At 33.3% G+C, this 25,933-nt stretch carries 30 protein-coding genes; 6 read left to right on the top strand and 24 right to left on the bottom strand.

Annotated elements, in window-relative coordinates:
• Positions 1 to 332: 332 nt before the first annotated feature.
• The 18 genes from CN692_RS15620 to CN692_RS15535 all read right to left on the bottom strand — a co-directional run bounded on the left by CN692_RS15620 (position 333) and on the right by CN692_RS15535 (position 14,013).
• Positions 333 to 875, bottom strand: coding sequence for a GNAT family N-acetyltransferase (locus CN692_RS15620; RefSeq protein WP_098120080.1), 543 nt, complete (start codon positions 873 to 875; stop codon positions 333 to 335).
• Between the two features lie 966 nt (positions 876 to 1,841).
• Positions 1,842 to 2,240 (bottom strand): Asp23/Gls24 family envelope stress response protein, encoded by a 399-nt coding sequence (locus tag CN692_RS15615; RefSeq protein WP_098120079.1) that lies wholly within the window; start codon positions 2,238 to 2,240, stop codon positions 1,842 to 1,844.
• A 15-nt stretch (positions 2,241 to 2,255) separates the two neighbouring features.
• The gene (gene accC / locus CN692_RS15610; RefSeq protein ID WP_098120078.1) at positions 2,256 to 3,605 is read right to left on the bottom strand and encodes an acetyl-CoA carboxylase biotin carboxylase subunit; all 1,350 of its coding nucleotides are present in this window, start codon (positions 3,603 to 3,605) and stop codon (positions 2,256 to 2,258) included.
• A 43-nt stretch (positions 3,606 to 3,648) separates the two neighbouring features.
• Entirely contained in the window at positions 3,649 to 4,134 is a 486-nt protein-coding gene (gene accB / locus CN692_RS15605) for an acetyl-CoA carboxylase biotin carboxyl carrier protein (protein WP_098120077.1), read from the bottom strand.
• 290 nt (positions 4,135 to 4,424) lie between these two features.
• Positions 4,425 to 5,003: a SpoIIIAH-like family protein gene (locus CN692_RS15600; protein ID WP_098120076.1), complete on the bottom strand. Its 579-nt coding sequence runs from the start codon at positions 5,001 to 5,003 to the stop codon at positions 4,425 to 4,427.
• 21 nt (positions 5,004 to 5,024) lie between these two features.
• Positions 5,025 to 5,714 (bottom strand): stage III sporulation protein AG, encoded by a 690-nt coding sequence (spoIIIAG, locus tag CN692_RS15595; protein ID WP_098120075.1) that lies wholly within the window; start codon positions 5,712 to 5,714, stop codon positions 5,025 to 5,027.
• A gap of 6 nt (positions 5,715 to 5,720) precedes the next feature.
• Positions 5,721 to 6,338: a stage III sporulation protein AF gene (gene spoIIIAF, locus CN692_RS15590; protein ID WP_098120074.1), complete on the bottom strand. Its 618-nt coding sequence runs from the start codon at positions 6,336 to 6,338 to the stop codon at positions 5,721 to 5,723.
• An 8-nt stretch (positions 6,339 to 6,346) separates the two neighbouring features.
• Positions 6,347 to 7,516, bottom strand: a complete 1,170-nt coding sequence (gene spoIIIAE / locus CN692_RS15585; protein WP_098120073.1) for a stage III sporulation protein AE — start codon at positions 7,514 to 7,516, stop codon at positions 6,347 to 6,349.
• 21 nt (positions 7,517 to 7,537) lie between these two features.
• Positions 7,538 to 7,936 carry a stage III sporulation protein AD gene (spoIIIAD, locus tag CN692_RS15580; protein ID WP_179865521.1) on the bottom strand — a complete coding sequence of 133 codons (399 nt, stop codon included), beginning with the start codon at positions 7,934 to 7,936 and terminating at the stop codon, positions 7,538 to 7,540.
• 18 nt (positions 7,937 to 7,954) lie between these two features.
• Positions 7,955 to 8,158, bottom strand: coding sequence for a stage III sporulation protein AC (spoIIIAC, locus tag CN692_RS15575; protein ID WP_373604971.1), 204 nt, complete (start codon positions 8,156 to 8,158; stop codon positions 7,955 to 7,957).
• 12 nt (positions 8,159 to 8,170) lie between these two features.
• Positions 8,171 to 8,683, bottom strand: a complete 513-nt coding sequence (gene spoIIIAB / locus CN692_RS15570) for a stage III sporulation protein SpoIIIAB (protein ID WP_098120072.1) — start codon at positions 8,681 to 8,683, stop codon at positions 8,171 to 8,173.
• On the bottom strand, positions 8,684 to 9,604 hold the full coding sequence (gene spoIIIAA, locus CN692_RS15565; RefSeq protein ID WP_098120071.1) for a stage III sporulation protein AA: 921 nt from the start codon (positions 9,602 to 9,604) through the stop codon (positions 8,684 to 8,686).
• 15 nt (positions 9,605 to 9,619) lie between these two features.
• Positions 9,620 to 9,901 carry a YqhV family protein gene (locus tag CN692_RS15560; RefSeq protein ID WP_216854064.1) on the bottom strand — a complete coding sequence of 94 codons (282 nt, stop codon included), beginning with the start codon at positions 9,899 to 9,901 and terminating at the stop codon, positions 9,620 to 9,622.
• A gap of 629 nt (positions 9,902 to 10,530) precedes the next feature.
• Complete coding sequence (locus tag CN692_RS15555; protein WP_098120070.1) at positions 10,531 to 11,019, bottom strand: DUF456 domain-containing protein; 489 nt, start codon at positions 11,017 to 11,019, stop codon at positions 10,531 to 10,533.
• An 85-nt stretch (positions 11,020 to 11,104) separates the two neighbouring features.
• Positions 11,105 to 11,668, bottom strand: coding sequence for an elongation factor P (gene efp, locus CN692_RS15550; RefSeq protein ID WP_098120069.1), 564 nt, complete (start codon positions 11,666 to 11,668; stop codon positions 11,105 to 11,107).
• A 151-nt stretch (positions 11,669 to 11,819) separates the two neighbouring features.
• Positions 11,820 to 12,881: a M24 family metallopeptidase gene (locus CN692_RS15545; RefSeq protein ID WP_098120068.1), complete on the bottom strand. Its 1,062-nt coding sequence runs from the start codon at positions 12,879 to 12,881 to the stop codon at positions 11,820 to 11,822.
• Positions 12,868 to 13,326: a type II 3-dehydroquinate dehydratase gene (aroQ, locus tag CN692_RS15540; protein WP_098120067.1), complete on the bottom strand. Its 459-nt coding sequence runs from the start codon at positions 13,324 to 13,326 to the stop codon at positions 12,868 to 12,870. Before aroQ ends, CN692_RS15545 begins: the two co-directional genes overlap by 14 nt.
• Before the next feature lie 87 nt (positions 13,327 to 13,413).
• Positions 13,414 to 14,013: a YqhR family membrane protein gene (locus CN692_RS15535; RefSeq protein WP_098120066.1), complete on the bottom strand. Its 600-nt coding sequence runs from the start codon at positions 14,011 to 14,013 to the stop codon at positions 13,414 to 13,416.
• Between the two features lie 207 nt (positions 14,014 to 14,220).
• Between CN692_RS15535 and CN692_RS15530 the strand changes: the two genes are divergently transcribed.
• Positions 14,221 to 15,150, top strand: a complete 930-nt coding sequence (locus CN692_RS15530; protein WP_098120065.1) for a DUF1385 domain-containing protein — start codon at positions 14,221 to 14,223, stop codon at positions 15,148 to 15,150.
• A gap of 119 nt (positions 15,151 to 15,269) precedes the next feature.
• Complete coding sequence (locus tag CN692_RS15525; protein WP_098120064.1) at positions 15,270 to 15,665, top strand: SA1362 family protein; 396 nt, start codon at positions 15,270 to 15,272, stop codon at positions 15,663 to 15,665.
• Positions 15,666 to 15,676: 11 nt separating this feature from the next.
• On the opposite strand, the gene mntR is transcribed toward CN692_RS15525, so the two are convergent.
• The 3 genes from mntR to CN692_RS15510 all read right to left on the bottom strand — a co-directional run bounded on the left by mntR (position 15,677) and on the right by CN692_RS15510 (position 18,988).
• On the bottom strand, positions 15,677 to 16,117 hold the full coding sequence (gene mntR / locus CN692_RS15520) for a transcriptional regulator MntR (RefSeq protein ID WP_098120063.1): 441 nt from the start codon (positions 16,115 to 16,117) through the stop codon (positions 15,677 to 15,679).
• A gap of 174 nt (positions 16,118 to 16,291) precedes the next feature.
• On the bottom strand, positions 16,292 to 17,317 hold the full coding sequence (gene splB / locus CN692_RS15515; protein WP_098120062.1) for a spore photoproduct lyase: 1,026 nt from the start codon (positions 17,315 to 17,317) through the stop codon (positions 16,292 to 16,294).
• 837 nt (positions 17,318 to 18,154) lie between these two features.
• Positions 18,155 to 18,988, bottom strand: coding sequence for a lipoate--protein ligase family protein (locus CN692_RS15510; protein WP_098120061.1), 834 nt, complete (start codon positions 18,986 to 18,988; stop codon positions 18,155 to 18,157).
• A gap of 106 nt (positions 18,989 to 19,094) precedes the next feature.
• Between CN692_RS15510 and CN692_RS15505 the strand changes: the two genes are divergently transcribed.
• Positions 19,095 to 19,487: a rhodanese-like domain-containing protein gene (locus CN692_RS15505; protein ID WP_098120106.1), complete on the top strand. Its 393-nt coding sequence runs from the start codon at positions 19,095 to 19,097 to the stop codon at positions 19,485 to 19,487.
• A gap of 75 nt (positions 19,488 to 19,562) precedes the next feature.
• Here CN692_RS15505 and CN692_RS15500 read toward each other — a convergent pair whose 3' ends face one another.
• The 3 genes from CN692_RS15500 to CN692_RS15490 form a co-directional block, all read right to left on the bottom strand.
• Positions 19,563 to 20,198 carry a peptidylprolyl isomerase gene (locus tag CN692_RS15500; protein WP_098120060.1) on the bottom strand — a complete coding sequence of 212 codons (636 nt, stop codon included), beginning with the start codon at positions 20,196 to 20,198 and terminating at the stop codon, positions 19,563 to 19,565.
• A 265-nt stretch (positions 20,199 to 20,463) separates the two neighbouring features.
• Positions 20,464 to 22,695: an MMPL family transporter gene (locus CN692_RS15495; protein ID WP_098120059.1), complete on the bottom strand. Its 2,232-nt coding sequence runs from the start codon at positions 22,693 to 22,695 to the stop codon at positions 20,464 to 20,466.
• 254 nt (positions 22,696 to 22,949) lie between these two features.
• A complete protein-coding gene (locus CN692_RS15490; RefSeq protein WP_098120058.1) occupies positions 22,950 to 23,375 on the bottom strand; it encodes a divergent PAP2 family protein in 426 nt (141 codons plus the stop codon).
• A 308-nt stretch (positions 23,376 to 23,683) separates the two neighbouring features.
• On the opposite strand from CN692_RS15490, the gene CN692_RS15485 reads away from it, so the two are divergent.
• The 3 genes from CN692_RS15485 to sat all read left to right on the top strand — a co-directional run bounded on the left by CN692_RS15485 (position 23,684) and on the right by sat (position 25,921).
• Positions 23,684 to 23,827 carry a YezD family protein gene (locus tag CN692_RS15485; protein WP_098120057.1) on the top strand — a complete coding sequence of 48 codons (144 nt, stop codon included), beginning with the start codon at positions 23,684 to 23,686 and terminating at the stop codon, positions 23,825 to 23,827.
• Positions 23,828 to 23,989: 162 nt separating this feature from the next.
• Complete coding sequence (locus CN692_RS15480) at positions 23,990 to 24,691, top strand: phosphoadenylyl-sulfate reductase (RefSeq protein ID WP_098120056.1); 702 nt, start codon at positions 23,990 to 23,992, stop codon at positions 24,689 to 24,691.
• 78 nt (positions 24,692 to 24,769) lie between these two features.
• Positions 24,770 to 25,921 carry a sulfate adenylyltransferase gene (sat, locus tag CN692_RS15475; protein ID WP_098120055.1) on the top strand — a complete coding sequence of 384 codons (1,152 nt, stop codon included), beginning with the start codon at positions 24,770 to 24,772 and terminating at the stop codon, positions 25,919 to 25,921.
• The last annotated feature ends 12 nt before the right edge of the window (positions 25,922 to 25,933 follow it).

The raw sequence follows: 25,933 nt of genomic DNA, 5'->3' as shown, positions 1-25,933 counted from the left end.
ACGTTATTTTACCACTTTTTTTAACAAGTTCCAACGACTGTATTCATTAACTCCAATTTTTATTATTATTAACGTTTCTAAGCAAACTCAATACTATAAACTGTTTTCTACATTTTAACTTAAAATCTCATAAAATAACAGAATAATGTTTGTGTTTTACAAAACTTTTTTCCTTTTTATTACTACTTCAAAAGAATTATGCACCAAAACACGAACATTAACCGAGTGAAAGGTGAGGAAACCAAGGTCAAGTGGAAACAGAAATGAATAGAAATGTATAAAATTTTTTCTCTTTTAACCTCTTCTTTTTTGCCATACCTACCGTTACTCCCCTAATTACTCCATTCATGTTCTAAAATGCTGTATAAAAATGTGTCCCTCCATCCATCTCTTAGTAATAAATCTTCGCGCATTTTTCCTTCCAAAGTTAGCCCACACTTTTCGAGTACTTTTGCAGATCCAATATTTCTAACATCACATGTTGCATAAACTCGGTGAAGCTTAAACTTTTTAAATCCAAATGAAATTATTTCTTTCGTAGCCTCGGTTGCAAATCCCATTCGCCAATAACTCGGATGAATGATATATCCAATTTCACCGATTCGATTTTGTTCATCCCTAATATTAAACTCAATCGAGCCTATTAATTCATTTGCCTCTTTTTCAATAATTGCAAATGCAAACCTTGTCCTATTATTTTTTTTCTGATCAACAAGTATCGTTCCAACAAACTCCTTTGTATCGTATTCAGTATTTGGTCCCCACGGCTGAAATTGACAAACCTCTTTTTGAGATGCATATTTATGAACTTGCTCCCAGTCGCTTTCTACAAACTCACGTAACGTTGTACGATTTGTACTCAAATTTGGAATCATTTTTTCCACCTTTTTCTATTTTTATTTACATTTGAATTTTAACATATTTCAGAATTTTGAGATGAGTAGCACTTCATAAATTAAATGTTTTAGAATAAGAGATACAAAAATAAGTGTCACCACTTAAAGCATACTCCTATATTGATTGAAAACTGATTGATTTTAGATGGAGAACGTTGAAGATTTTATGTCGAGGCGGAAATAAGGGGGTATCTTAGCGTTGTTTTTCATTTGTTGATGAATAAATGATTCTTATTTATATGATTTCTTCAAAATTTAAGTAGGTTTTGATAGATTTAGACCAAGCTTGCTAATTTGTCTATTAAAAGAGCTATTTTTGGTCAAATACAAAGGTGAAATACCCTAACCGGTATAGGTATTTTCTTATTTTAATTGCGATTGTAGGCATTTAATTGCGATTTTACAAATTTTTTTTGCAGTTTTGTTAATTTTAATTGCGGTTTTGCTTATTTTATTTGCAGTTTCTCTATTTTTATTTGCACTTCACTTTTTATTAGCAGATTCGAATCTTTTATTTGCACCCAATACACTTTTATTTGCAGCTTTAGGCCTCTTATTTGCACCAGATACTCTTTTATTCGTATGCCTCACACTCTTATTCACCTCGACATTTAATTGCAGTTTCGATCTCTTTATTTGCACCCTTTACTCTTCTATCTGCACCCCCACACTCTTATATCCACCTCGACACTTAATCGCAGTTTCGATCACCTTATTCGCATCAGATACTCTTTTATTTGCACCCCCACACTCTTGTATCCTCCTCAACATTAAATCGCACTTTCTGTCTTCTTATTTGCACCTGTTACTTCTCTAATTTGAACAGTCCGTATCCTTTATTTGCACCATTCAAACTCTAATCGTCCTTACACCTTCTACTTTTTTAATAATTGTTCCAATAAAAAAAGGATGCCACTAAAAGTGGACATCCTCTTTTTTCAAATATTAAAGTTCAATTGGAGCTTCTTGCTCTGGTTTCGTTTCAAATTGAACTCCTACAACATGAACGTTTACTTCAGATAACTCAAGACCAGTCATTGTTAATAGAGCTTGACGGATATTGTCTTGTACATTACCTGCTACTGTTGGGATTGACTTACCAAATTTAACTAGAATGTATACATCGATTGTAATTCGATCGTCTGATAAATCAACTCGGACACCTTTACCATGATATTTCTTACCGATAATTTCAGAAATACCTGATGCTAGGTTACCACGCATGCTTGAAACACCGTCAACTTCAGCAGCTGCAATACCAGCAATTACTTCGATTACTTCAGGTGCGATTTCTACTCGACCTAATGTCGCAGTACCCATTTCTAAAATTTGATTTTCATTCATACGGATCCCTCCACTTTATCCTTTAACAAGCGCATGCTCCTCAAGGAATTTAGTATTATACTTCCCTTTTACGAAGATTTCATTTTGCAATAAATTTAAATGGAATGGAATTGTTGTGTGAATTCCTTCTACCACAAATTCTTCAAGTGCTCTTATCATTATAGCAATTGCTTCTTCTCTTGTCTTGCCATGTACGATAACTTTCGCAATCATTGAATCATAATATGGCGGAATTGTGTACCCGCTATATACTGCAGAATCAACACGAACATTCGGGCCACCTGGTGGTAAATACGCAACGATTTTACCAGGAGACGGCATAAAATTCTTAGCTGGATTTTCAGCATTTATACGACATTCAATAGACCATCCTTTTAGAGATACGTCTGCTTGTGTCATTTTTAAAGGATGACCTTTAGCAATCAATAATTGTTGCTTAATAAGATCGATACCAGAAATATATTCTGTTACGGGATGTTCAACTTGAATACGAGTGTTCATCTCCATAAAGAAGAAGTTTTTAGTATGTGGCTCATAAATGAACTCAACAGTACCTGCACCCCAATAATTAACTGCTTCAGCTGCACGAACGGCTGCGTGACCCATTTTTGCACGAGTCTCTTCGTCTAATACTGGTGATGGTGCTTCTTCTACTAATTTTTGAAGGCGTCGTTGAATAGTACAGTCACGCTCTCCAAGGTGAATCGTATTACCGTGTTCATCTGCTAAAACTTGAATTTCAACATGTCTAAAATCAGTAATATATCTTTCAAGATATACGCCTGGATTTCCGAATGCAGTTTGAGCTTCTTGTTGGGTAATTTGAATACCTTTTTCTAATTCAGCTTCATCTTTTGCTACACGAATACCTTTACCGCCGCCACCAGCTGTAGCTTTGATAATAACAGGATAGCCAATTTCTGCAGCAATTCTTTTACCATCTTCAATACTTTCAATAATACCTTGTGAACCAGGTACAACAGGAACTCCTGCTTCTTTCATTGTTTCACGAGCAACGTCTTTAGTACCCATTTTTGAAATGGAGTCAGCTGTCGGTCCAATGAATTTCACATTACATTCAGTACATAATTCTGCAAAACTAGCATTTTCAGATAAGAAACCATAACCTGGATGGATTCCATCACAACCTGTTAGTTTTGCAATACTAATGATGTTCGTCATATTTAAATAACTATCTTTTGATAATTTTGGACCTACACAATATGCTTCATCAGCCATTTGAACATGTAATGCTTCTTTATCTCCTTCAGAGTAAATAGCAACTGTTTCGATATTTAATTCTTTACATGCTCGAATAATACGAATGGCGATTTCTCCACGATTCGCGATTAAAACCTTTTTCATTTCTTCACCTTCTCTAGTAAAGTACTTTTGATTTTGTAGATACTTAAGCCTTTACCACGAATAATGGTTGACCGTATTCTACTAATTGACCATTTTTAGCAAGTACTTCAACGATTTCGCCTTCAATTTCAGCTTCAATTTCATTGAATAGCTTCATTGCTTCAACGATACATACGATTGAATCATTTTTAATACGATCGCCAATTGATACGTACTCTTTTGCATCAGGAGATGGCGATGCATAGAATGTACCTACCATTGGTGATGTAATCTTATGTAAGTTACTAGTATCTTCTTTTTCAACTACAGGAGCAGCAACTTCTGCAGCTGGTCTTTCTAATGTTGCAACTGGAGCAGCTGTAACAATTGGAGCTACCTCTTGGAGTACAACTGGAGTTGTTTGTGAAACAACAGTTGTTTGTCCACCTTTTTTAATTTTAACGATAGCACCATTATCTTCGAATTCGAATTCATTAATTGTTGATTGATCGATTAACTTAATTAATTCTCTAATTTCATGAATTTTCATTTCTGTTCACCCCTTAAGACATATAGTCTAATCTTATAACCTAATACTAAACTTTTCAACAAATTATTTTAAACAGGCAAATTCCTACTTATTTTTAGCCATTTTACTAGGAATATTTATTATATCATTCCTTATCTAAAATATTTTGGTATAACCTATTATAACAGGGAAAAGGAAAGACAGGAAGGGCACCAAAAATAGAATAGTCAAAATATTATGGTTATTTCTTATATGCTTTTTAGAAAAATTAAAGAGCCAGCAGAATAGGTCTGCTGGCTAATACTTCTAAATTATTTAACTTGGAATTGTACTACAACTAATTTTTCTCCAAGAACACTTCTTGTCATTTGAATAATATCGTTTGCTGCTTTTCTACTTGCTTTAGATGAAGTTACATCTACTTTTACTTCGTCTTTGTCTGTACGAACTAATGCATCTTTATAACCTGCTTCTTTAATCATTGTTTCTACATCTGATTCTAATGCAGTTAATTTTTGAAGCTCGTTCATATTAGTAAATGCTACACTTTTTTCTTCTGCAGTTGCAGTTGCTGAGTCTACTGTAGCTTTATATTCATCGATTAATTGACTTCTTTGATCTTCTTGTTCCATACGTTGTTTTAGGAATACTTCACTAGTTGAATTTTCTTGAGAAGTTGTTTCTTTATCGCCTTGTTTAGAAGAATCAGATTTCTTAGTGTCTTTAGGAGTTGAGTCTTTAGGAGTTGAGTCTAATGAACTTGTATCAGTATTATTATTCATGTCCATAAAACTTGTAGTTTTTAAATTATCAGGCGTTGTGACATAATACACTGATAATACAACAACTAAACTTAACATTGTTAATAACCAAATTGTTTGTTTTTTCATTTAAATTTTACCTTCTTCCTCTTATTTTTTTGGTAATACAGATACACGATAGCTTGGTACATCAAGTAATCGTGTTACAGCTTCTCGAATCATGCTTTTTACTTCAAGATTATCTGCGCCCTTAGCAATAACAAGTACTCCTCTAATTCTTGGCATTTCAGTTTCGACTATAACAGGTTCTTGTTTATCACCGTTATCTATAATGACTACTTGCTCTTCTTGAGATTGATCATCAATATTTCTTTTCCCGCCTTGTTTATCTGTTTCATCAGTTTCCTGAGTACGGTTTGTTTTATTTGTTTGATAGACTTTCTTTTCACTACCTTCAAGATTTACTTCTACTTTTACATTACTTACACCAGCCATATTATTTAAAGTGTCTGTTAACTGTTGCTCATATTTCCTTTCAAATTCTTCTATTTTGCTAGACGATGAATTTCCACCACCACTACCAAGAGTCTCAACAGCATTTTCATTCTTTGGTTTTCCACTAGTTTCAGTCGACATCGGTGAAATCATTGAATTCGTTTTTTGATTCGCATTTGAAAATAGACCACTTGCAAGCATCCAACAAATCCCGAGTCCTAGCAGGGCTAGTACATATTTTCTCGAAAATTTAAATGGACTTTGTCCTTTTTCAGAAGAGGTTTTATCATCGCCATTTCCTTTTAGAAAGTCTGCTAATTTTATTGGTGGAATCTTTTTCTTCATTTGTCATTACTCCCCTCCTTCCATTTTGACTTCAATTTGCTTGTCCTCAAGCTCCCATTTATTTGCTAAAAAAGTTTGTAACTCTTGTTGTTTAATTTTTTCATCGTCTGTCTGCACTGGTTGATCAGTATTGATTGAAACTTCTTGAACAGGTTCTACATTGCTTGTCTCATCTTTCTTCGGACTAACGTAAACGGTTACTTTAGATAGGTCCTGGGCCGTTTTTACTGTATTTACTCCATCTTTTACTTGTAAATCCACGTTTGTAATTACCTGTTCAAATTCTTTCGTAAAGCTTTTTTCAACTTCTTTTTTCATTTGGACAGCCATTTGTTTTAATATATATGCACGTTCTGCTTCTTGTATTTCACTTTTCTTATTATTTATTTCATTTTTTATTTCGTTATTCGCTTGATAAGTTGTAGATTGGTATCCAGCTAGAACTTCTTTAATATTCACTTTAAAAAGTTGAAAAATCGGTTGAAGCATCATGACGATTAATAATAGACTCGCAACAAATCGCACATATTTCGCTAAGCCGGAATTTGGAATTAACATCATAATAATCGTTGCAACTAATATATAGACGATAATATTTGATACCCAATGTATAAAGAATTCCATTTTTTCACCTACCTAAACATGACGACAATATTTCCTGCCGCTATTATTAATGTCATACTTAAGAAAAACATTAATGAAACAATCGATAAACAAACGAATAAATACGTTACACTTTTTCCGATCGTATCGATCGTGCTAATGATATTTTTACTACCCACTGGTTGAAGGATTGCAGCTGAGAATTTATAAATTAACGCTAAAACTAGTATTTTAATAGCTGGGAAAACGATGATTGCTAAAAGTGTCACTAAACCTACAATCCCAACTGTATTTTTAAGTAATAAAGACGCACTAATAACTGTATCCGTAACATCAGCAAATACTTTCCCAACAACCGGAATAAAGTTACTTGTCACAAATTTAGCCGTTTTTACAGCTACTCCATCTGTTACTGCTGTCGTCATACCTTGTACACCTAAAACCCCTAAAAAAATAGTTAAAAAGATCCCTAATACACCAACAGCAACATTTCTTATTAAAGCTGCTAATTTTGTCACCTTTAACTCATCATTAATGATACTTACAATACTTAAAATTGTTGATACGAGAATTAGAGGTAAGACAAAATACGTTACTAGTAATCCGCTTGTATGCATTAAAAATATTAAGATTGGGTGAAAGAAGCCAACGGATATTACGCCACCAGAGGTTGCAATTAAAGCTAGTAAAATAGGGATTAATGCTCTTAAAAAATCAATCATGACTGTAATTGCATCTTGCGTGGCTTGAGTTGCCACATAAAAGCTATTTAAAGCGAAAACTACTAAAACTAGAAAAACTACATTATCTGCAATTTTACTGATTGTACTTTTCTCAAAAGCATTTTGTAATGACTGGAGGAGTGAACTGAAAATGACTAACATAATTAGGATTCCTAATATTTTCCCATTGCTTAATAACTCAAAAAATATATATTTACCAAACGCGATAAACCATTCTTGTATTGAAAATTTCTTTTCTCCCTTTACAAATTGGATAAAGTCACCTTTTTGACTTTCAGGTAAAAAGCCACCATATTTATTCACAACTTCATCCCAATATTGTTGAACATCATCGATTCCTAGCTTTTGTATTTGTTCATTTACGATTTCAGCAGGTGGAGGAGCAGCTTGTACATATTTTGGTACTAAAAAAAAGAAGGTAAAGAAAAGAAGAAAAACTGTTAATTTTTTGGCCATAATGTCCTCCTTCCCTTACGTTTAAGAAACTTTAGGTAAAAAGCTTAAGATTGTTTCAATTAATGCTGTCAAAATAGGAACTGCAAGTACCAAAATAAGGATTTTACCACCTAATTCAATTTTGGAAGCGATCGCACCCTGTCCAGCATCTTTTGTAATCTGTACTCCAAACTCAGCTATATATGCAATCCCAATGATTTTTAATAAAGTTTCAACGTAAATATTTTTTATATTTGCTTGATTTGCTAATTTTTGAATTTCATGCAGTAAGTATTGAACCTTATCTAGTAAAAATAAAAATAATACACAGCTTATAAAAACAGTTATTGCTAAATTGAAATTATTCATCTTAAATTGATTTAATAATAGAATGATAAATGTAGCGCATAATCCTATACCGACAATTTGGATGATTTCCATTACGCTTTCACTCCTAATCTAATGAAATAGAAATACATCCTTAACTTTATTAAAAAGATCACCAGCTTTTGTGATGACTTGTAAAAACACGATTATAAATGCAGTAATAATTGTCCAAGTAGCGAACTCTTCTTGTCCTGCTTTTTTTAAGACAGCGTGGATAATCGCAGCAATTACCCCAATACCAGCTATTTGAAACATTAATGCATAATTTGTAATCAACTTAAACCCCTCCTACAAGAGTAATATAACGATTAAAATTCCACTTAAAACGCCTAGCATTTTTGACATCCGTTCATAACTAGCTTGCGAATCGATCGCTTCTTGTTCTTCTCTTTCTAAATGTTTTAATGCCAAAATAATTTGTTTTTGCTGTGAATATTTATCATGCATTCCAATCGTCTCACCAAACTGTAATAATACTTGGAGATCTGACTCTTTAATGGAGACTGTTTTTGCATATTTCATTAATGAACTTTCCCAGGCCTCTTTTGCTGTCAATGCGCTTGTCTCAAGTTGAGTTGCAAAATCCTGTAAACACCCATTAATCGGGCCTTTTAATTGACTAGAGATTCTTCGAAATGCTTCTTGCAGTGGCAATTGACTATACATCACCTCTGCTTCAAGAGATTGGAGAGCTAGTTTCCAACCCCTTAGTTCTTTTGTTCGTTCTGATAATCGACCTGCAAAATAAAATCCAAGCCAACTTGTTGAAAAGATGATAAAAAGCGCTCCAATCCATCTCATTTAAAGCACCGCCCTAGAATGAAATAAACTAGTGCAATTTTTATTTTTTATATCCGTAACAGTACCTGGCGAAGGAAAATTCGAAATTTCGATAAATCGCTCAAAAGTCGCATTTTGAAACAATGGTTGTAATGATGGCCGCTTCTTTATCTCCTCTAAAGAGTAACCATGCACTGTTACAATTAATTGAACACCAGCAAAGATGGCCTCTAAAATCGCGTCAACATCTTCTTTTTTTCCTATTTCGTCTACAAGGATGACATGAGGACTCATTGACCTAACAAGCATCATCATCCCCTCAGCCTTTGGACAAGCATCTAATACATCGATTCTTTCACCAAATGTATATTGAGGAACCCCTTTTACTGAACCTGCTATTTCCGATCGTTCGTCAACAATCCCAACCTTACCAGGCCTAATTCCTCTTACGACATCACCTTGGCTAACGACTCTCGCAAAATCTCTTAGTAATGTTGTCTTACCTGCTTGTGGTGGGCCAATCAGCATTGTATTCTTCCATCTTCCTTCATAAACATACTTAACAAATGGATTAGCTATTCCAACTTTTTCTTTCGCAATCCGAAAATTATAAGAACTAATATCTCGAATCATTTTAACAAGTCCATTTTCAGTAACGACTCGACCAGCAAGCCCGACCCGATGTCCACCTTTTATTGTGATGTAACCTTTTTTCAATTCTTCTTCAATTGTATAAATGGAAAACTGACTAAGCTTCCCAAGTATTTGGCTACCTTCCTCTTCCGTTAAAATATAAGGAATAAAGTTGGACTCATTATTAGAGATCACCTCAACCGGGCGTCCGACCCTTAGCCTTAGCTCCTCTACATAACGAAGGTCTCCATAAGAACGCTGTAACTTTTCTTTTAACAAAGTAGGAATTACATTGAAAACCTCTTCCATAAAGGTCACATCCTATCATTTAAAAACTGCTAATAATATTAAAAACACACCACATACTACTAAAACTAATCGAATAGGGTCTAATTTAGATGCAACACCTATAATTCCAATTGCCATCGTTGAAATCAGAATAATTGGACCAACAGTGGCCAAAACACTATTTACAGCTAAAGCCTTCTTAATATCGTTCAAATACAATATTGTAAAAGCTGCAATCAATTCCACACTTCCTCCAAAAACCCTAAGCATCCCCATACTCAAAACTGCTCGATCCATTGATTCAATCCAGTCCTTCATAGCTACACACCTTTTTTCAGTCTTTTTATTACTAATATGCTGAACATGTCCATTTCAGAAGACAAACATTAGTTAGAAGACATAAAAAAAGAGAGAAGTTTTCTAACTTCTCTCTTTAGAGTGGTGAATTATCAATATGTAAAGTAGCGACTAACAGGATCTACTCAGTAAATTTGGTGGTAGTGGATTCGGGTTATTTTTTTAAAACTTCGGATCTTTTTACTTACTCATGAACCCTTTATGAGTAACCTTTTTGGGGATTTCTGCTTTTTTACTTACTCATGAACCCTTTATGAGTAACCTTTTTCGGGATTTCCACTGTTTTACTTACTCATGAGCCCTTTATGAGTAACCTTTTTCGGGATTTCTGCTTTTTTACTTACTCATGAGCCCTTTATGAGTAACCTTTTTCGGGATTTCTACTGTTTTACTTACTCATGAACCCTTTATAAGTAACCTTTTTTGGGGATTTCTGCTTTTTTACTTACTCATGAGCACTTTATGAGTAACCTTTTTCGGAATTTCTGCTGTTTTACTTACTCATGAACCTCCACAGGATAGAAGACACTCAGGTCTCGCCCACCGAAAAAAGCAAGTAATAATCCACTGAACTTGCTTCTCAAATATAATTAAAAAACTAGATAAACAAAAAAGATAATAACCATAATAACCTGCAAAATCGCTTTCGCTAACGAGCTGCTTATAAATGAAAGTACTGTAGCCCAGGCAGATTTGATTGATTCTTTCGTATCCTTACCTTGTAATTTTTCAGCTACAAAAACAGAAATAAACGGGACAATGATTAAGCCAAACGGAGGAAAAACAAACGAACCAACGATTACAGCTAAACAACCTACTCTTTCACCTGTTTTTGTACTCCCATATTTTTTAAGAAAATATGCATTCGCTAGAAAATCCGCTAAAAAGATAACTGCTGTAAAAATCACCATTATGATCCAAAAAGACAGATTTAAATTACTTTTATTAATACCAAAATAATATATTAAAAAACCTACCCATAAAACAGGAACACCAGGAATAATTGGTTTGATTAACGCAATAAACGCTATTGCAAAACAAATGATGATCAATGCCCAAAGAACGATTGATGTAACCATTTTCATCACCCTTACTTATTTAAATTTGTTAATACGAAAAAGAGACACTTCATAAATAAGTGCCTCCAATTTTTATATTTATTAATTAAGCTTTTGAACGTGAAACATAGCTAGCTTCAGTAGTGTTAATAATTAATAATTCACCTTCATTAATGAAGATTGGTACTTGAACTACTAAACCTGTTTCCATAGTAGCTGGTTTTGTAACGTTTGAAGCTGTATCACCTTTGATACCAGGTTCAGTTTCAACTACTTTTAAGTCAACTGTATTTGGTAATTCAACACCTAAAATTTCACTTTCAAAAGTCATGATATAAACTTCCATATTTTCTTTAAGGAATTTTAATTCACGTTCAATGTTTGCTTCTGGTAATTCAATTTGTTCATAAGACTCATTGTCCATGAATACATGTTGGTTACCGTTAGCATATAAGTATTGCATTTTACGGTTTTGAATATGTGCTTTTGCAACTTTCTCACCTGCACGGAATGTTTTTTCTTGAACAGCACCTGTGCGTAGATTACGAAGTTTTGAACGTACGAATGCAGCACCTTTACCCGGTTTAACGTGTTGGAAGTCAATTACTTGCCAAAGGCCACCGTCAGTTTCAATTGTTAAACCCGTACGAAAATCGTTTACTGAAATCATTAAAATATCCTCCTAAAAAATGAAATGGTCCTAATAATATGTATCGTGTAAAAAAAGAACCATTTCGCTTACCATGAATTTCTTTTACAACTTTATATCATAAAGTAAAATACGCATTTTGTGTAGTTCTATTTTCTAATCTAATGAAAACTTATAGGATGATTAGATTTTTTGGTGAAGACATTAAGTTTTCGTTACCACCAGTTTTAACGATTAAATCGTCTTCTATACGAACTCCACCTAAATTTGGAATGTAAATACCAGGTTCGCAAGTTACGATCATATTTGGCTCTAATACTGTATCAGAACGGAATGAAACTCCAGGTCCCTCATGTACTTCAAGTCCAATACCATGACCTGTACCATGTCCGTAATATTCTCCATAACCTTTTTCTGTAATATAATCACGAGTTAAAGCATCCGCTTCTTTACCTGTAATTCCTGCCTTAATTCCGTTAACACCGCGTAATTGAGCTTCAAGAACGATTTCATAAATTTTCTTTAATTCATCTTTAGGCTCACCAACAGATACAGTTCTAGTCATATCTGAAACATAACCTTTATAGTATGCACCAAAATCTAATGTTACAAAGTCACCGATTTCAATTACTTTCTCAGATGCTACACCATGTGGAAGTGCAGAACGTGCACCAGAAGCAACAATTGTATCAAAAGATGATGAAGTTGCACCTAATTTACGCATGAAAAATTCTAATTCATTTGATACTTCTAATTCTGTAACACCCTGACGGATAAATCCTAAAATATGATCAAAAGCAGATTCTGCAATTTTAGCAGCTTCTTTAATAATTGAAATTTCTGCATCAGTTTTAATTAAACGTAATTTTTCAATTAATCCGCTTACTGGAACTAATTCAGCTTTTACAACTTTGCGATATGAACCGAATTCTGTAAATGTAACATAATCTTGTTCAAATCCAAGTTTTGAAACGCCTAATTTTTCAGTTAATGCAGCAACTTCTGCAGGAATAGAACCTTCATGTTTTACAATTTCATAGCCAACACATTGGCTAGTAGCTTGCTCAATATAACGGAAATCAGTAATGAATAAAGCTTTGTCCTGAGTTATTAAAGCAACACCTGCAGAACCTGTAAAATTCGTCATATAACGTCTGTTGTATGTACTAGTAATTAATAATGCGTCTAAACCTTTTTCTACTAAAGTCTCACGTAACTTGTTAATTTTTTCCATTATTTTTCTCTCCCCTACTAATCTTTTGTAACGCACTTAACCCTAAATCATATCCATACACACCTAATCCTACGATTTGTCCTACAGTAACTGCAGCTAAAACTGAAGTATGTCGGAACTCTTCTCTCTTATGTATATTTGAAATGTGTACTTCAATCGTTGGAACAGTAATACTAGCAATTGCATCACGAATTGCATAACTGTAATGAGTAAATGCGCCTGGATTAAAAAGAATCCCATCATAGACATTATTTGCCGCATGAAGTTTATCGATTAAATCACCTTCATGATTAGATTGAAAGCAATCAATCGTATCTCCATTTTCATGTGCTAGTGATGATACATGATCCTCAATATCCTTTAATGTAGTTGAACCATAGATAGAAACTTCTCTTTGACCGAGCATATTTAGATTAGGTCCATTTAACAATAAAAACTTAGCCATTTAAAAGTCTCCACCCATCATTTCAGCATATTTATCCCAAAAACGCATATTTTGGAATACCCAAGCTTTATTTTATCATAGGCCAGACTATTTTGAATAGCCACGCAAATATGTCTTTTGTTCTTGAAATGCAAATGAAACAGAATATCCAATAAATGTTCCGTATAAAATGAATACACAGATAGTTGTAACTGTTGTATCAGATGAATAATCCTTAACTGCTTTTAAATCAAATGCTATTTTACCGAGCACGATAAAAACAATGACCCAAAGAATTAATCCAAAAAATATTCCCGGAAGAACACCAGTAAACCTTTTACCAATAAAGTAAAATACAAATGCGATTATAATTGAAATGATTCCAATTCCTACAATTGAAATGAGGTTTTCTATGTAACCATGTGCCCATTTTCCAAGCTTAATTTTTTCTAAAACAAAATTCGGACCAATTTGAGTAAAATCAAAATAACTAAGAACTAACAAAATAGTGGACCAAAATATCCCACCAAAAAAGCCAATACTTACGATCTTATTAAAATTCGTATTTCCATTAGAACCTCCTTGCCCACCCTGAACTTGATTCTCAGCCGGAGTTTGGTCTGGGTTTGGATTTTGTTCCTGGTTTTGATCTTGACCCTGCTTTTCTTGTTCTTTATTCTCTTCTTGCTCTTTATGCCCTTTGTCCATCTAACATTTCCCTTTCCATACATTGCTAAATATCTTACTGTATTATGTCCAACAAAGAAATTTTTAATGTGAATCTGATTATTTATTTGAAAATTAAAAATATTTAAATTATTATTTTTATTTTCCTACTTCTTATACTTGCACCTTTATAATGCTTACATTTACAATAGATATAAATAGATAAATACAAGTTTAGGTTGGTGCAACATGAGAGAGAAGAATAAAGCAGTATATGGGGGTCAAGCAATCGTTGAGGGTGTAATGTTTGGTGGCAAAACACATACAGTCTCTGCAATACGCAGATCAAATGATGAAATACAATATTATGAAGAACCGATACATATAAATCGGACAATGCAAAAATTAAAAAAAATTCCATTTGTCCGTGGTGTAGTCGCGATTGTTCAAGCAAGCATCAATGGATCTAAGCATTTAAACTATTCCACTGATAGATATGGTGTTGATCCAAAAGATGATGAAAAAATAGCAATTGAACGTGAAAAACAAAAAGGTAAACTTGGAACTTACCTTGGGCTTTCATTACTTGCCGTTTTATCATTTTTAGTTGGAAAAGTTATTTTCACACTTGTGCCCGTTCTACTAGCAGCAACATTGAAACCAATATTCGAAACCGATTTTCAACAAGTCGTAATAGAAAGTATTTTAAAACTAGGTTTTCTGTTAATTTATATTTATTTAGTTTCGTTAACTCCATTTATTAAAAGAGTATTTATGTATCACGGTGCCGAACATAAAGTAATTAACGCATTTGAAAACAATATACCTTTAACAATTGAAGGCGTTCAATCACAATCACGACTACATTATCGTTGTGGTAGTAGTTTCATTCTTTTTACTGTAATTGTTGGCATGTTTATTTACTTCTTAGTTCCAACAAGCCCACTTTGGTTAAGGATTGTAGATAGACTTTTATTAATTCCAGTTGTAATAGGCGTATCATTCGAAGTTTTACAATTAACAAATAAAGTTCGAAACATTCCAATATTAAGATGGGTTGGCTACCCAGGATTATGGCTTCAATTATTAACGACAAAAGAACCTACTGATGATCAAGTTGAAGTATCGATCGCCTCTTTTAACCGACTGATGGACATGGAAAAAAATAACACCAGATAATTGACAGAATTTTATAAAAAATATCAACTTATTGGATAAAATGTAATAAACTATAAGAAACCATATTTTTTCTAATACAATTAATAACAAATTTACTCTTCACTTAGGAGGTGCTTAAAGTGAATCAAAAAGTGTACACATCAATATTTTATGGAATCATTGCATTAGCACTTTTTGGCTTAATTGCTCAGTTGATACACGAACCAGCAAAAATATTACAAAGGTTTTTGTTTATAGGATTAATCCTTTTAATTCTTTATTTTATTTATAGAGTTTTTACCTCTTCAAACAGTCAAAGAAGCCAACAGGATTCTTATCGAAAGGCTGCAAAACAAACGATAAAAAAATATAACACACAAAAATCAAGTCCGATAAAAAAATCGATGAACAAATCAAAGCCCACTTCAAGAAAAAGTACCTCCAGCCCTTTATTAAAAAAACGAATAAAGGATTCGAGCCACTTAACTGTGATTGAAGGTGAAAAGGGCAAAAAGAAAGACCGTGCTTCCTACTAAGCACGGTCTTTTTATTTATTCGAATTCGATTGTTGCTCTTCATTCGATTTTTGGATATATTTTAATGCTTCAATTCGCTCTTTATCTTCTTCAAAGTATTGAACTAATTCTCCAATTCGATCAACCGCTTCCCAACTCATATGGTGTTCCATTCCTTCAACATCTTGATAGATTAATTTTTCATCAACACCAATAATACGTAGGAATTGCTCAAGTAAAACATGGCGATAAACAAGCTTTTTCCCCATTTTTTTACCTTTTTGCGTTAAGATAAGTCCTCTATACTTTTCATAAATTAAATACTCGTCTTTATCAAGTTTTTGAACCATTTTGGTCACCGACGATGGGTGTACTGATAAGGCTTCAGCAATATCAGAAACACGAGCATACCCTTTATCTTCAATTAAAAGGTAAATTTGTTCTATATAATCTTCCATACTAGGTGTGGGCATGTTCTTCCTCCAATACAGTAATTCAAACTTTTATCCGTTACAATAAGCATCAGTTAAAATGATACAATACATATGCCAAAAGAGCAATTAACATGAACTAGAATCGATAGATAGTCCTACTGTATAAGAATATGTCAAAAATAAAAAGAGTGTACCTATTAATTAGATACACATTTAAGTAAAATATTGAATTTCACCATTCGGAAAATATTTATTTATATAGCTGGAGATTGTCTCTTCGATTGAAGCAGCCTCTTCCTTTTGATAAACATATTTTCCAATTCCGTATTTCCCCCATTTATATTTCCTTTTCTCTTCATCCATCTCAAGCTTCGTATTAGGATACCTCTCTAAAATCACTTTTTTTGCAGGCTTAGTAAAACGATGCTGAATTAGCTCAAACGTCATTTTCTCATCGGCCAATTCACCTAATGCATCCTTCAACCGAATAAAGAGCTCTTCATAGCCCTCTTCCCACTCATCATGCATATAAATAGGTGCCACTATAAAACCAAATGGATAACCTGCATGCGCAACTTTTTTCGCAGCTTCTATTCTCTCATCAAAAGAACCCGTACCAGGTTCAAAATTTTTAATAACATACCTAGAATTTATACTAAATCTAAATGTTGTTTTCCCATTATGTTTTGCATCGAGTAAATGATCAACATGTGGAAATTTCGTTACAAATCGTAAACGACCAAACTCAGTTTGTCCTATAAATTCAATTGTTTTCTTTAGTGAGTGAGTTAAATAATCAATACCTACAATATCCGAAGTACACGCTGCCTCAAACCTTGTAATCTCAGGCTCACGCTCCTTCATATATTTTTCTGCTTGTGCGAAAATATCCTCTAAATTAACATATACCCTAATATACGGCTTTGAACCAAGTGTAGTTTGTAAATAACAATAATGACAATGTCCCATACAACCTGTAGCAAGAGGAATAGCATATTCCGCAGAAGGTTTAGAAGTCTCAAATTTTAATGTTTTACGTAATCCAACAACTAAAGTTGATTTTGCAATACGATACTTTTCAATATCATTCTCACCTGGTAAATTACGAATTTGATTATGGGAAGTCGTTTCTCTAATATCTAGCCCCATTTTCTCAAATTTCTCTTTTAACTCCCTACCTAAAGGATACTCTAAAGCTTGAGGCTCAAAATACACAAGGTTTGGTACAAAAGGTTTCATCCAATCACCCCTTCTCCACGTTAATGCTTAGTATTGACCCCAATAAAAAATAAAACATTGGAAATGGTAGGAAGCTCATTTCTTATTGTGTTGTTCATTTATTTTTTGTAGCGCACCGCTTGGGGTTTACGGGTTATTTTTTGTTTTGTTAACTGATTGCATATGAAAACAACTGCATTACATGTATTTTTTAACTGATTTGCAATTCTGGAAGTAAAACTAAATATTTTTCTTTAAAATGAACCGATTTTTCTTCAAATTACACTTATCTCGGGCATTCAAATAAATTTTAAAGGTCAAGTTGACTAGATTTAAGTACGAATCACGTTATAATACCCTTAGGGGTATGGGTATATTTTTGTTTTATTTGCACTTTTATCATTTTTAATTGCGATTCTCGGATTTTATTTGCATTTTTCCTATTTTTAATTGCGATTATCAGATTTTATTTGCACTTTTGCCTTTTTTATTTGCACTTCTTTGTTTATTTGCACTTATTTCACAATTATTTGCGTTCCTCAGACTTTTATTTGCACGTTCGCCTTGTTTATTTGCACTTCATGTTTATTTGCACTTATCTCACTGGTATTTGCGTTCCTCTGGTTTTATTTGCGCCTTTGCCTTAGATATTTGCACTTCATTGTTTATTAGCACTTATTTCACTGGTATTTGCGTTCCTCAGGTTTTATTTGCTGCTTTGTCCTTTTTATTTGCTCTTATCACTTTGATAATTGCATCCCCAAGTTAATTTGCACCTTTACCCTGTTACCCCCTTAATCCCCACAAAAAAAAGAAAGCCAAAAAGGCTTTCCTCAAAACTACCTATTACATATAAAATTATTTACGTAAGTTCCATTCCTCAGTACTATACTTTGTAGCTAGTAGGTCTTGAACTTCTTTTTCTTGAGCTTCAGTTAATTCATATGGAACTAACTCAATGTCTAGTCCAATTTCAAATCCTTTTTCAAATGCTTCGTATAGATCCGCCATTGTTTTTGGAGTAGCACTTTCTGCATTAATCCAAGTTGCGCGATCTAAGAATCTTTTCTTCATTTTCTCTTTTACTGCATCTGAAGAGAAAATATATAGGTCATATAGCATATCAACATCAATATTTAATGGAACTGACCCGTGTTGAAGAATTGAGCCTTTTTGTCTAGTTTGAGCACTTCCAGCAATTTTTTTATCGTTCACTACGACTTCATACCAAGATGGAGCATCGAAACATACTGCACTTGCTGGGTTTTTAAGTTGATTTTTTTCTTCAGCAGTTTTTGGTACTGAAAATGATGCATCTAGACCTAGAAGCTTGTACCCTTCCAAAATTCCCATTGAAATAACTCTATATGCTTCAGTTACTGATACAGGCATATTCGGATAGCTTTCTGGAACGATTACACTATAAGTTAGTTCTTCATGATGTAGTACACTTCTACCACCAGTTTGTCGTCTAACGAAGTCACCATTGTATTTTTTTAATGCATCTAAACTAATTTCTTGATTTTTTTGGAAATAACCAATTGTAACAGTAGGATTTTCCCATTCATAAAAACGTAAAGTTGGTAGAAAGCCTTCTTCACTTTGCCATTTAATTAAGCATTCATCAAGTGCCATATTATAGCTACCAGATTTCACTCCACTATTAATAAAGTTCCACTTAGTCTTTGCCATGTTGATAAACTCCTCTTTTTTGTTTAAAATTTTACTTTTTTAATGAAAGTTTCTTGCACAATCCTATTAGAGAATTATAATAAGATAAGTAGGTAATTGAAAGGTGATGAAAAATTTGAATCAGTTTTTACCAGTAATTTTTGTCGTACTAGGTATCATTGTATACTCAACAGTAATGTATTTCTACCAAAAACGTTTAATTAAAACGTTAACTGAGGAAGAATTTCGTGCTGGCTTACGTAAAGCTCAACTAATTGACTTACGCGATCAAGAAGATTTTAAGAACGGCCATATATTAGGTGCTCGTAATATTCCGTTCGCACAACTAAAAACGCGTTCAAAAGAAATTCGTAGAGATCAGGCAGTTTATTTATACGATCAAATGGGCGTTCGTCCTGGACAAGCTGCACGTATTTTACGTAAACAAGGCGTAATGGAGCTTTACCAACTTAAAGGCGGCTTCAAGCTTTGGTCTGGTAAAGTAAAAAAAGGCTTATAATCTATTTAATGTAAATAAAAAAACTACTTCATTATAGGAAGTAGTTTTTTACGTTTATGTAATTATTACATATGTTTATTCTTTTTGAGTTTTAGGTTTACTATATTTTTCACCTTTTGTATCAATCTTAATTGATTCGATTACTACAGGAGTTACAGGTTTTTCCATTGAATCTACTTCAACTTCATCGATTTTTTTAACAATATCGATTCCTTCAATTACTTTACCAAATGATGCATATTGTCCATCAAGGTCTGGTGTATCATTAGCCATTATGAAAAATTGACTACCAGCACTATTAGGTTCACCAGTTCTTGCCATTGATAATACACCTGTTGTATGTTTTAAATTATTTTTAAAACCGTTAGATGTAAATTCTCCTTTAATAGTATATCCTGGACCACCGTTTCCAGTTCCCTCTGGATCTCCACCTTGAATAACAAAATCTCTAACAACTCGATGGAACGTTAAACCATTATAAAACCCTTTGTTTGCTAGTGAAATGAAATTATCTACTGTATTTGGCGCAATATTAGGATATAATTCAGCTTTAATGACACCATAGTCCTTTACAGTTATCGTTGCAATTGGGTTTTTCACATGCTTATTCCCTTTTGCAGTCTTATCATTATTGTTACCACATGCGGCTAATAAGCTAATCGTTAATACAAGACAGCTTATTAAAATTGCTCTAAAAGATCTTTTTAACATTTTTACTTCTCCCCTCTTTCCATAATTATAGTTTACCAAATTTGACCACTTATTTTCTACGGTTTCAAAAAATTGGGAATTTTTACACAGATAGACAACTTCCGATAAATTTAATGAAAATTCGCCGACTGGATCGATTTAAGGTTAAGACAGACATATAAAATTGGAAACCACATCGATTTTCTTCATCTTTCCCTATTTAGAGTTCTTACAGTACAAAAAAACTACTATCCATCTTTAAATGAATAGCAGTTTCCTTTTTAATTTACACAACTTTTTTCGATCGTTCTTCGATATTGTTTTTACTAAATGGAAACCACCAATTCCATTTTCCAAATAACTGCATTAAGCTTGGAACTAAGACTAAGCGAACGATTGTAGCGTCCAAGAATATAGCTATTGCGATACCGATTCCCATTTGTTTTACCGGTACCATATCAGTAAAAGCAAATGCTCCAGTTATAACGATCATAATGGACGCTGCTGATGTAATAATACGACTCGTCGATACTAAACCTTCTCTAGTCGAATAAGTATTATCTCCAGATTCATAATATAACTCTTGCATTCTTGACATTAAAAATACTTCATAGTCCATGCTTAAGCCAAAAACTAATCCAAAGACAAACACTGGTAAAATCAACATAATATCAGATTGAGGTAATCCAAATTTCCCACCCTGGAATAGCCACGTAATAATTCCAAAAGTTGCACTTAGTGATAATACATTCATTAGTATTGCTTTGATTGGGATGATAATTGACCTAAAAGCAATCATTAATATGATGAAAGTACTTACCATAATGACAAGTAAACCGTATAAAATATTATCTGTAATCTCATCAAATAATTCTTGTTCGAATTTAACTTGACCACCTACAGTATAGTTAAGGCCTTCAATTTTTCCTTTATATTTATCCTCAAAATCTCGTACCCATTGCTTCCCCTTTTCTGATTTCGGATTAGAATTCAGGAAAACTTGTATATATGTTTTATTATTTTTAATATAAGCATCAATCGCTGGCTGAATTTTTGAAGCACTAGGAGTTTTTAAAGCAGGTAATACTTGCTGTGCATTTAAATTAACTGCATTTAACACGCTTTTTACTTCATAAACATTCTGATCTTTTTCAAGTTTTTTCTGTATGTTTTCTAAGGTGTTTAAATGATCTTGATTCAAGAAATCATCTTTAGATGCCAATACGATTGAAATTGTCCCATGCTTTTGAGCTTCTGGAAGAAACGCTTTTTGATATTTTTCATAATTAATTCGCGATGCTGCATCCTTCGGTAATGCGTCAATCGTCGGTATATTTAAGTGCACATCTCTAATTGGAATGACAAAAAGACCTAATATGATTAACGATGTTAGAGCCATAATGACTGGTCTTTTCATAACGAAATTTGCAAATTTTCTCCAAACTGCTTGTTGTTGGTCTTGACTTCGATTCGCAATCGATTTTAGCGTACCTTTATTAATATTTTTACCAAGGGCTGAAAGTACTGCTGGTAGTAATGTTAATGATAAAAATAAACTGACTAAAACTACAACTGCGCCACTGATTGCAACACTTCTAAATAAATCAATATTAATGAAATAAAGTGCCGATAAACCTATAAACACACAAATTCCAGAAAAAATAATCGCTCTGCCGGCTGTTGCAAATGTGACACTAATCGCTTCCTTCACCGTTGAATGATTCTGTAATTCAGTTTTATAACGACTAACGAATAGCAATGCAAAATCGATTGATAGTGCTAATCCAATCATCGGTGCAACATTTAATACAAAGATTGACAATTCAATATGTTTTCCAATAAAGGCTAATATACCAAAAGTACTTAAAATACTAATCATACCAATAATAATTGGAATAGCAGATGCAACTAAACTTCCAAATGCAAAAAACAGTACAATAAACGCAATTGGAACACCAATCATTTCAGCCTTCTTTAAGTCTTTTTGACTAGTTTTATTCATAACATCACTAATGATCGTAAATCCAGTTGTACCTATTTTCACAGAATCATCTGACAAGGACTCTACTTTTTTTGCAAATTTATTATTTAGATCAACAAGCTTATCATGGTCCTTTTCATTGTATAAAAAAGATAAGTAAGCGATATTCTTCTTTTTCATACTTGGATTATTTAGAGGATGATGAAATTGTGCTATATTCTTTTCTTTTTGAACTTCTTTAACGACACGTTCAATTTCAGATTGGAATTTAGCATCGGTTACCCCTTTATTCCGTTCAAGAATTATGATTAGTGAGTCGGGTGATTGTTCAAATTCTTTTTCCAATACATTCTTAGCTTGTTCATATTCCCCAGGTGTTCTAAATCCATCCCCATCCAAAATGCCCGGTAAATGTTTAGAATAGACACCTAAAAAAATTGAAATCACGGCTAATATTGCTATGATAAAATATCGAAGTTGATATATCGAACGACCCACCTTTTTCCAAGCACTATTTTCATTTACTGTACTTTTCATCTTTCCACTCCTTATTTACATATCCTACCAATATTTTATCAAACTTTAGTGTAAATTCGCCTATTTATTTTATATTTTGACATAAGAATTTTTAAAGAAAACTCGCAAAAATTGATAGACCTTAAAGTGAAGACCGAGTCGTAAATGTAATTTGTGTAACTACGACGATTGTCCTTCTTAACTGCATATTTATTCTTTCTTAAGATGATAAAAAAACGCCCAAAATATAAATCAAATTGATTTATATTTGAGCGCTAAAATTTTGAAACAAATATAGCAACGATTATGCCTAATATTGCTCCGACAACAACTTCATATGAAGTATGACCTACTAATTCATTTAATGCTTTATAATTTTTTATTCTCCCATGAAAAAAATCATTTAATAACTTTGCATGTTTACTAACTGCAAGTCTAACCCCAGAAGCATCATACATAATAATCGTCGCAAAAATCGCTGAGATTGCGAAAGTAACATTTTCAAATCCTTCTGTTAACCCTACACTCAGTGCTAATCCTGTCACCGTAGAAGAATGTGAACTTGGCATACCACCAGAGGCAAAAAACTTAGATATATCAAAGTCCTTTTCTTTAAACAAATGAATAATAACCTTTAAGAACTGCGCAATAAACCACGCGATCACCGCAGAAACCAATGGTTCGTTATGAAGTATCGACAAAACGTACCTCCTCTAAATACAAAAAATTATTATTCCATTATTATCTTCCTTAAGTAATTGTATATTCACCAACTTTGTAAAAGAACTGATATTTAAGTCAGAAATTAGGAATTCGTAATCTGGGCAATGGTAGCGTAGTATAAAATATTCCACTTGCATATTCTGACTTTAATGTTCTACCTCATTGACTTGAAATTCTTGCCTTTAACGATCGCCCCTAAATTTTTTTAATAAATTATCATTTTTCAAATTGACAATTCATACAATTCTGATAGACTTAGTTGTAATTAATATCTAGGAGGAAGCCCATGAGCCAAGCCAACGACTTAAAACCCATCATTGAGGTCGTGGAATCGTTACTTAGTGGTTTAAAATTTGGAACAATCACATTAGTCGTTCAAGATGGGAGAATTATTCAAGTAGAAAAGCAAGAAAAAATACGATTAAAGTAAAATGTGTTCCTGCTGACTAGAAAAACTAGAGGCAGCTCAAGTCTACGAAACTGTAGATTTGGGCTGCCTTTTTCTTTTTAGGATAACTTGAATGGAAATAAACTTTCTTTTGAAAAAGATCTGTTTCCGCTCTACTCTCTTTAGTCAATTGGAGGAAAGAAAATGAAGTTTGAAAATTGGAATGAGAAAAATATTCCTAGCTTTTCGATTGATAATGAAACTAAAGGTGCACTTGAAGTACTTGAGTGGGCTTACAAAACCTATGGTGATGAGCTAATTTATGCTTGTAGCTTTGGTGTTGAGGGAATCTTATTAATTGATTTAATTTCAAAAGTTAAGCCTGATGCAAAGATTGTATTTTTAGAGACCGGCCTACATTTTAAAGAAACATATGAATTAATAGACCGTGTCAAAGCAAAGTATCCACACTTACAAATCGAAAAGAAAACACCAAGTCTTACTTTAGAAGAACAAGCGAGTATTCATGGAGATGAGTTATGGAAGCGTGAACCGAATAAGTGCTGTAATATTCGTAAAATCCTACCACTTCAAGAAGCTCTAAAAGGTGCTCCAGCTTGGATCTCAGGCTTAAGAAGGGAACAATCACCTTCTAGGCAGAAAACAGAATTTCTTAATCTAGATAATAAGTTCAGTTCAATTAAGGTTTGCCCCTTAATTCATTGGACTTGGAAGGAAGTTTGGCGATATGTATATTACAAAAACCTTCCATACAATCCATTACATGATATAGGTTATCCAAGCATTGGTTGTGAGGTTTGTACATTGCCTGTTTCGAACTCTTCAGATAGTCGTTCTGGACGTTGGTCAGGAACAAATAAAACAGAATGCGGTTTACATGACTAGTTGTCTTATTAGATGCTAAAAAACTAAATTTTATTCTTACTAACTATTAAATTAGGAAAATATAAGGAGTGTTTAGAAATGAGTTTAGCCCCTCACGGTGGAGTCTTAATTAATCGATTTTATCCAGAAGTAGCTGTTAGAGATGGTCTGAAAGAAATCCCTTTAGATTTAATAGCTTTAAGTGATCTCGAGCTAATTGGAAATGGTGCTTATAGTCCCCTAACTGGATTTTTAGGAAAAGATGATTATGAGCAAGTCGTAAGCACAATGAGATTAAAAAACGGAACAGTATGGAGTATTCCAATTACCCTTCCTGTAAATGGTCAATTAGCTAGTAAGCTAAAACTAGGTGAAGTAGTGAAACTTACTTGGGAAAATGATGTGTATGCATTGTTAGCGATTGAAGATATTTATACACCTAATAAGTTACTAGAAGCACAGTTTGTTTATGGAACTACTGACACAAACCACCCTGGAGTTGCGAAAATGTATTCTCGTGGTGATGTTTATTTAGGTGGAGAAGTAACTGTTATTAAACAAATTAATCGTACTAAGTTCACTGAGCATTATTTAAGTCCAAAAGAAACGAGAGAAAAATTTGCGTCATTAAATTGGAAAAAAATTGTTGGGTTTCAAACTCGTAATCCAGTTCATCGTGCACATGAGTATATTCAAAAAACTGCACTTGAAATCGTAGATGGCTTGTTCTTAAACCCATTAGTTGGTGAGACAAAATCGGATGATATTCCTGCTGAAGTACGTATGAAAAGCTATAAAGTATTACTCCAAAACTATTACCCAACAGACCGAGTATTTTTAGCTGTATTCCCTGCCGCTATGCGATATGCGGGCCCAAGAGAAGCTGTGTTCCATTCGATCGTTAGAAAAAATTATGGCTGCACACATTTTATAGTTGGCCGTGATCATGCTGGAGTAGGTAATTACTATGGAACATATGATGCACAAAAAATCTTTCAAAACTTTTCACAGGATGAATTAGGAATCAATCTCTTATTCTTTGAAAATAGTTTCTATTGCTCAAAATGCGAGAATATGGGTTCAACAAAAACTTGTCCGCATGGTAGTGAGCACCATGTAACTTTATCTGGTACGAAGGTTCGTGAAATGCTGAAAAACGGTGAAGTTCCTCCTTCAGCTTTTAGTAGGAAAGAAGTTGTTGAAGTATTAATAGAGGGATTGAAAGAACCTCAATCAATTTCAGCAGAATAGGAGAAATTTTAA

It is taken from the genome of Bacillus sp. AFS002410 (genome assembly GCF_002556365.1).
Classification (GTDB): Bacteria; Bacillota; Bacilli; order Bacillales; family Bacillaceae_G; genus Gottfriedia.
The sequence above is the reverse complement of the archived record's forward strand: the minus strand, read 5'-3'. Positions and strand labels throughout refer to the sequence as shown.

Excerpts from the sequence above, each read along its gene's own strand:
- accB (WP_098120077.1), bottom strand. The coding sequence starts at position 4,134 with ATGAAAATTCATGAAATTAGAGAATTAATTAAGTTAATCGATCAATCA.
- CN692_RS15560 (WP_216854064.1), bottom strand. The coding sequence starts at position 9,901 with ATGAAGGACTGGATTGAATCAATGGATCGAGCAGTTTTGAGTATGGGG.
- CN692_RS15505 (WP_098120106.1), top strand. The coding sequence starts at position 19,095 with ATGAAAAATTTGAATCAGTTTTTACCAGTAATTTTTGTCGTACTAGGT.
- spoIIIAA (WP_098120071.1), bottom strand. The coding sequence starts at position 9,604 with ATGGAAGAGGTTTTCAATGTAATTCCTACTTTGTTAAAAGAAAAGTTA.
- CN692_RS15480 (WP_098120056.1), top strand. The coding sequence starts at position 23,990 with ATGAAGTTTGAAAATTGGAATGAGAAAAATATTCCTAGCTTTTCGATT.
- CN692_RS15510 (WP_098120061.1), bottom strand. The coding sequence starts at position 18,988 with ATGGCAAAGACTAAGTGGAACTTTATTAATAGTGGAGTGAAATCTGGT.
- accC (WP_098120078.1), bottom strand. The coding sequence starts at position 3,605 with ATGAAAAAGGTTTTAATCGCGAATCGTGGAGAAATCGCCATTCGTATT.
- splB (WP_098120062.1), bottom strand. The coding sequence starts at position 17,317 with ATGAAACCTTTTGTACCAAACCTTGTGTATTTTGAGCCTCAAGCTTTA.
- CN692_RS15600 (WP_098120076.1), bottom strand. The coding sequence starts at position 5,003 with ATGAAAAAACAAACAATTTGGTTATTAACAATGTTAAGTTTAGTTGTT.
- mntR (WP_098120063.1), bottom strand. The coding sequence starts at position 16,117 with ATGCCCACACCTAGTATGGAAGATTATATAGAACAAATTTACCTTTTA.
- efp (WP_098120069.1), bottom strand. The coding sequence starts at position 11,668 with ATGATTTCAGTAAACGATTTTCGTACGGGTTTAACAATTGAAACTGAC.
- spoIIIAE (WP_098120073.1), bottom strand. The coding sequence starts at position 7,516 with ATGGCCAAAAAATTAACAGTTTTTCTTCTTTTCTTTACCTTCTTTTTT.
- spoIIIAD (WP_179865521.1), bottom strand. The coding sequence starts at position 7,936 with ATGGAAATCATCCAAATTGTCGGTATAGGATTATGCGCTACATTTATC.
- aroQ (WP_098120067.1), bottom strand. The coding sequence starts at position 13,326 with ATGGCTAAGTTTTTATTGTTAAATGGACCTAATCTAAATATGCTCGGT.
- CN692_RS15500 (WP_098120060.1), bottom strand. The coding sequence starts at position 20,198 with ATGTTAAAAAGATCTTTTAGAGCAATTTTAATAAGCTGTCTTGTATTA.
- sat (WP_098120055.1), top strand. The coding sequence starts at position 24,770 with ATGAGTTTAGCCCCTCACGGTGGAGTCTTAATTAATCGATTTTATCCA.
- CN692_RS15535 (WP_098120066.1), bottom strand. The coding sequence starts at position 14,013 with ATGGACAAAGGGCATAAAGAGCAAGAAGAGAATAAAGAACAAGAAAAG.
- CN692_RS15545 (WP_098120068.1), bottom strand. The coding sequence starts at position 12,881 with ATGGAAAAAATTAACAAGTTACGTGAGACTTTAGTAGAAAAAGGTTTA.
- spoIIIAG (WP_098120075.1), bottom strand. The coding sequence starts at position 5,714 with ATGAAGAAAAAGATTCCACCAATAAAATTAGCAGACTTTCTAAAAGGA.
- CN692_RS15495 (WP_098120059.1), bottom strand. The coding sequence starts at position 22,695 with ATGAAAAGTACAGTAAATGAAAATAGTGCTTGGAAAAAGGTGGGTCGT.
- CN692_RS15555 (WP_098120070.1), bottom strand. The coding sequence starts at position 11,019 with ATGGTTACATCAATCGTTCTTTGGGCATTGATCATCATTTGTTTTGCA.
- CN692_RS15485 (WP_098120057.1), top strand. The coding sequence starts at position 23,684 with ATGAGCCAAGCCAACGACTTAAAACCCATCATTGAGGTCGTGGAATCG.
- spoIIIAF (WP_098120074.1), bottom strand. The coding sequence starts at position 6,338 with ATGGAATTCTTTATACATTGGGTATCAAATATTATCGTCTATATATTA.
- CN692_RS15620 (WP_098120080.1), bottom strand. The coding sequence starts at position 875 with ATGATTCCAAATTTGAGTACAAATCGTACAACGTTACGTGAGTTTGTA.
- CN692_RS15530 (WP_098120065.1), top strand. The coding sequence starts at position 14,221 with ATGAGAGAGAAGAATAAAGCAGTATATGGGGGTCAAGCAATCGTTGAG.
- CN692_RS15615 (WP_098120079.1), bottom strand. The coding sequence starts at position 2,240 with ATGAATGAAAATCAAATTTTAGAAATGGGTACTGCGACATTAGGTCGA.
- spoIIIAB (WP_098120072.1), bottom strand. The coding sequence starts at position 8,683 with ATGAGATGGATTGGAGCGCTTTTTATCATCTTTTCAACAAGTTGGCTT.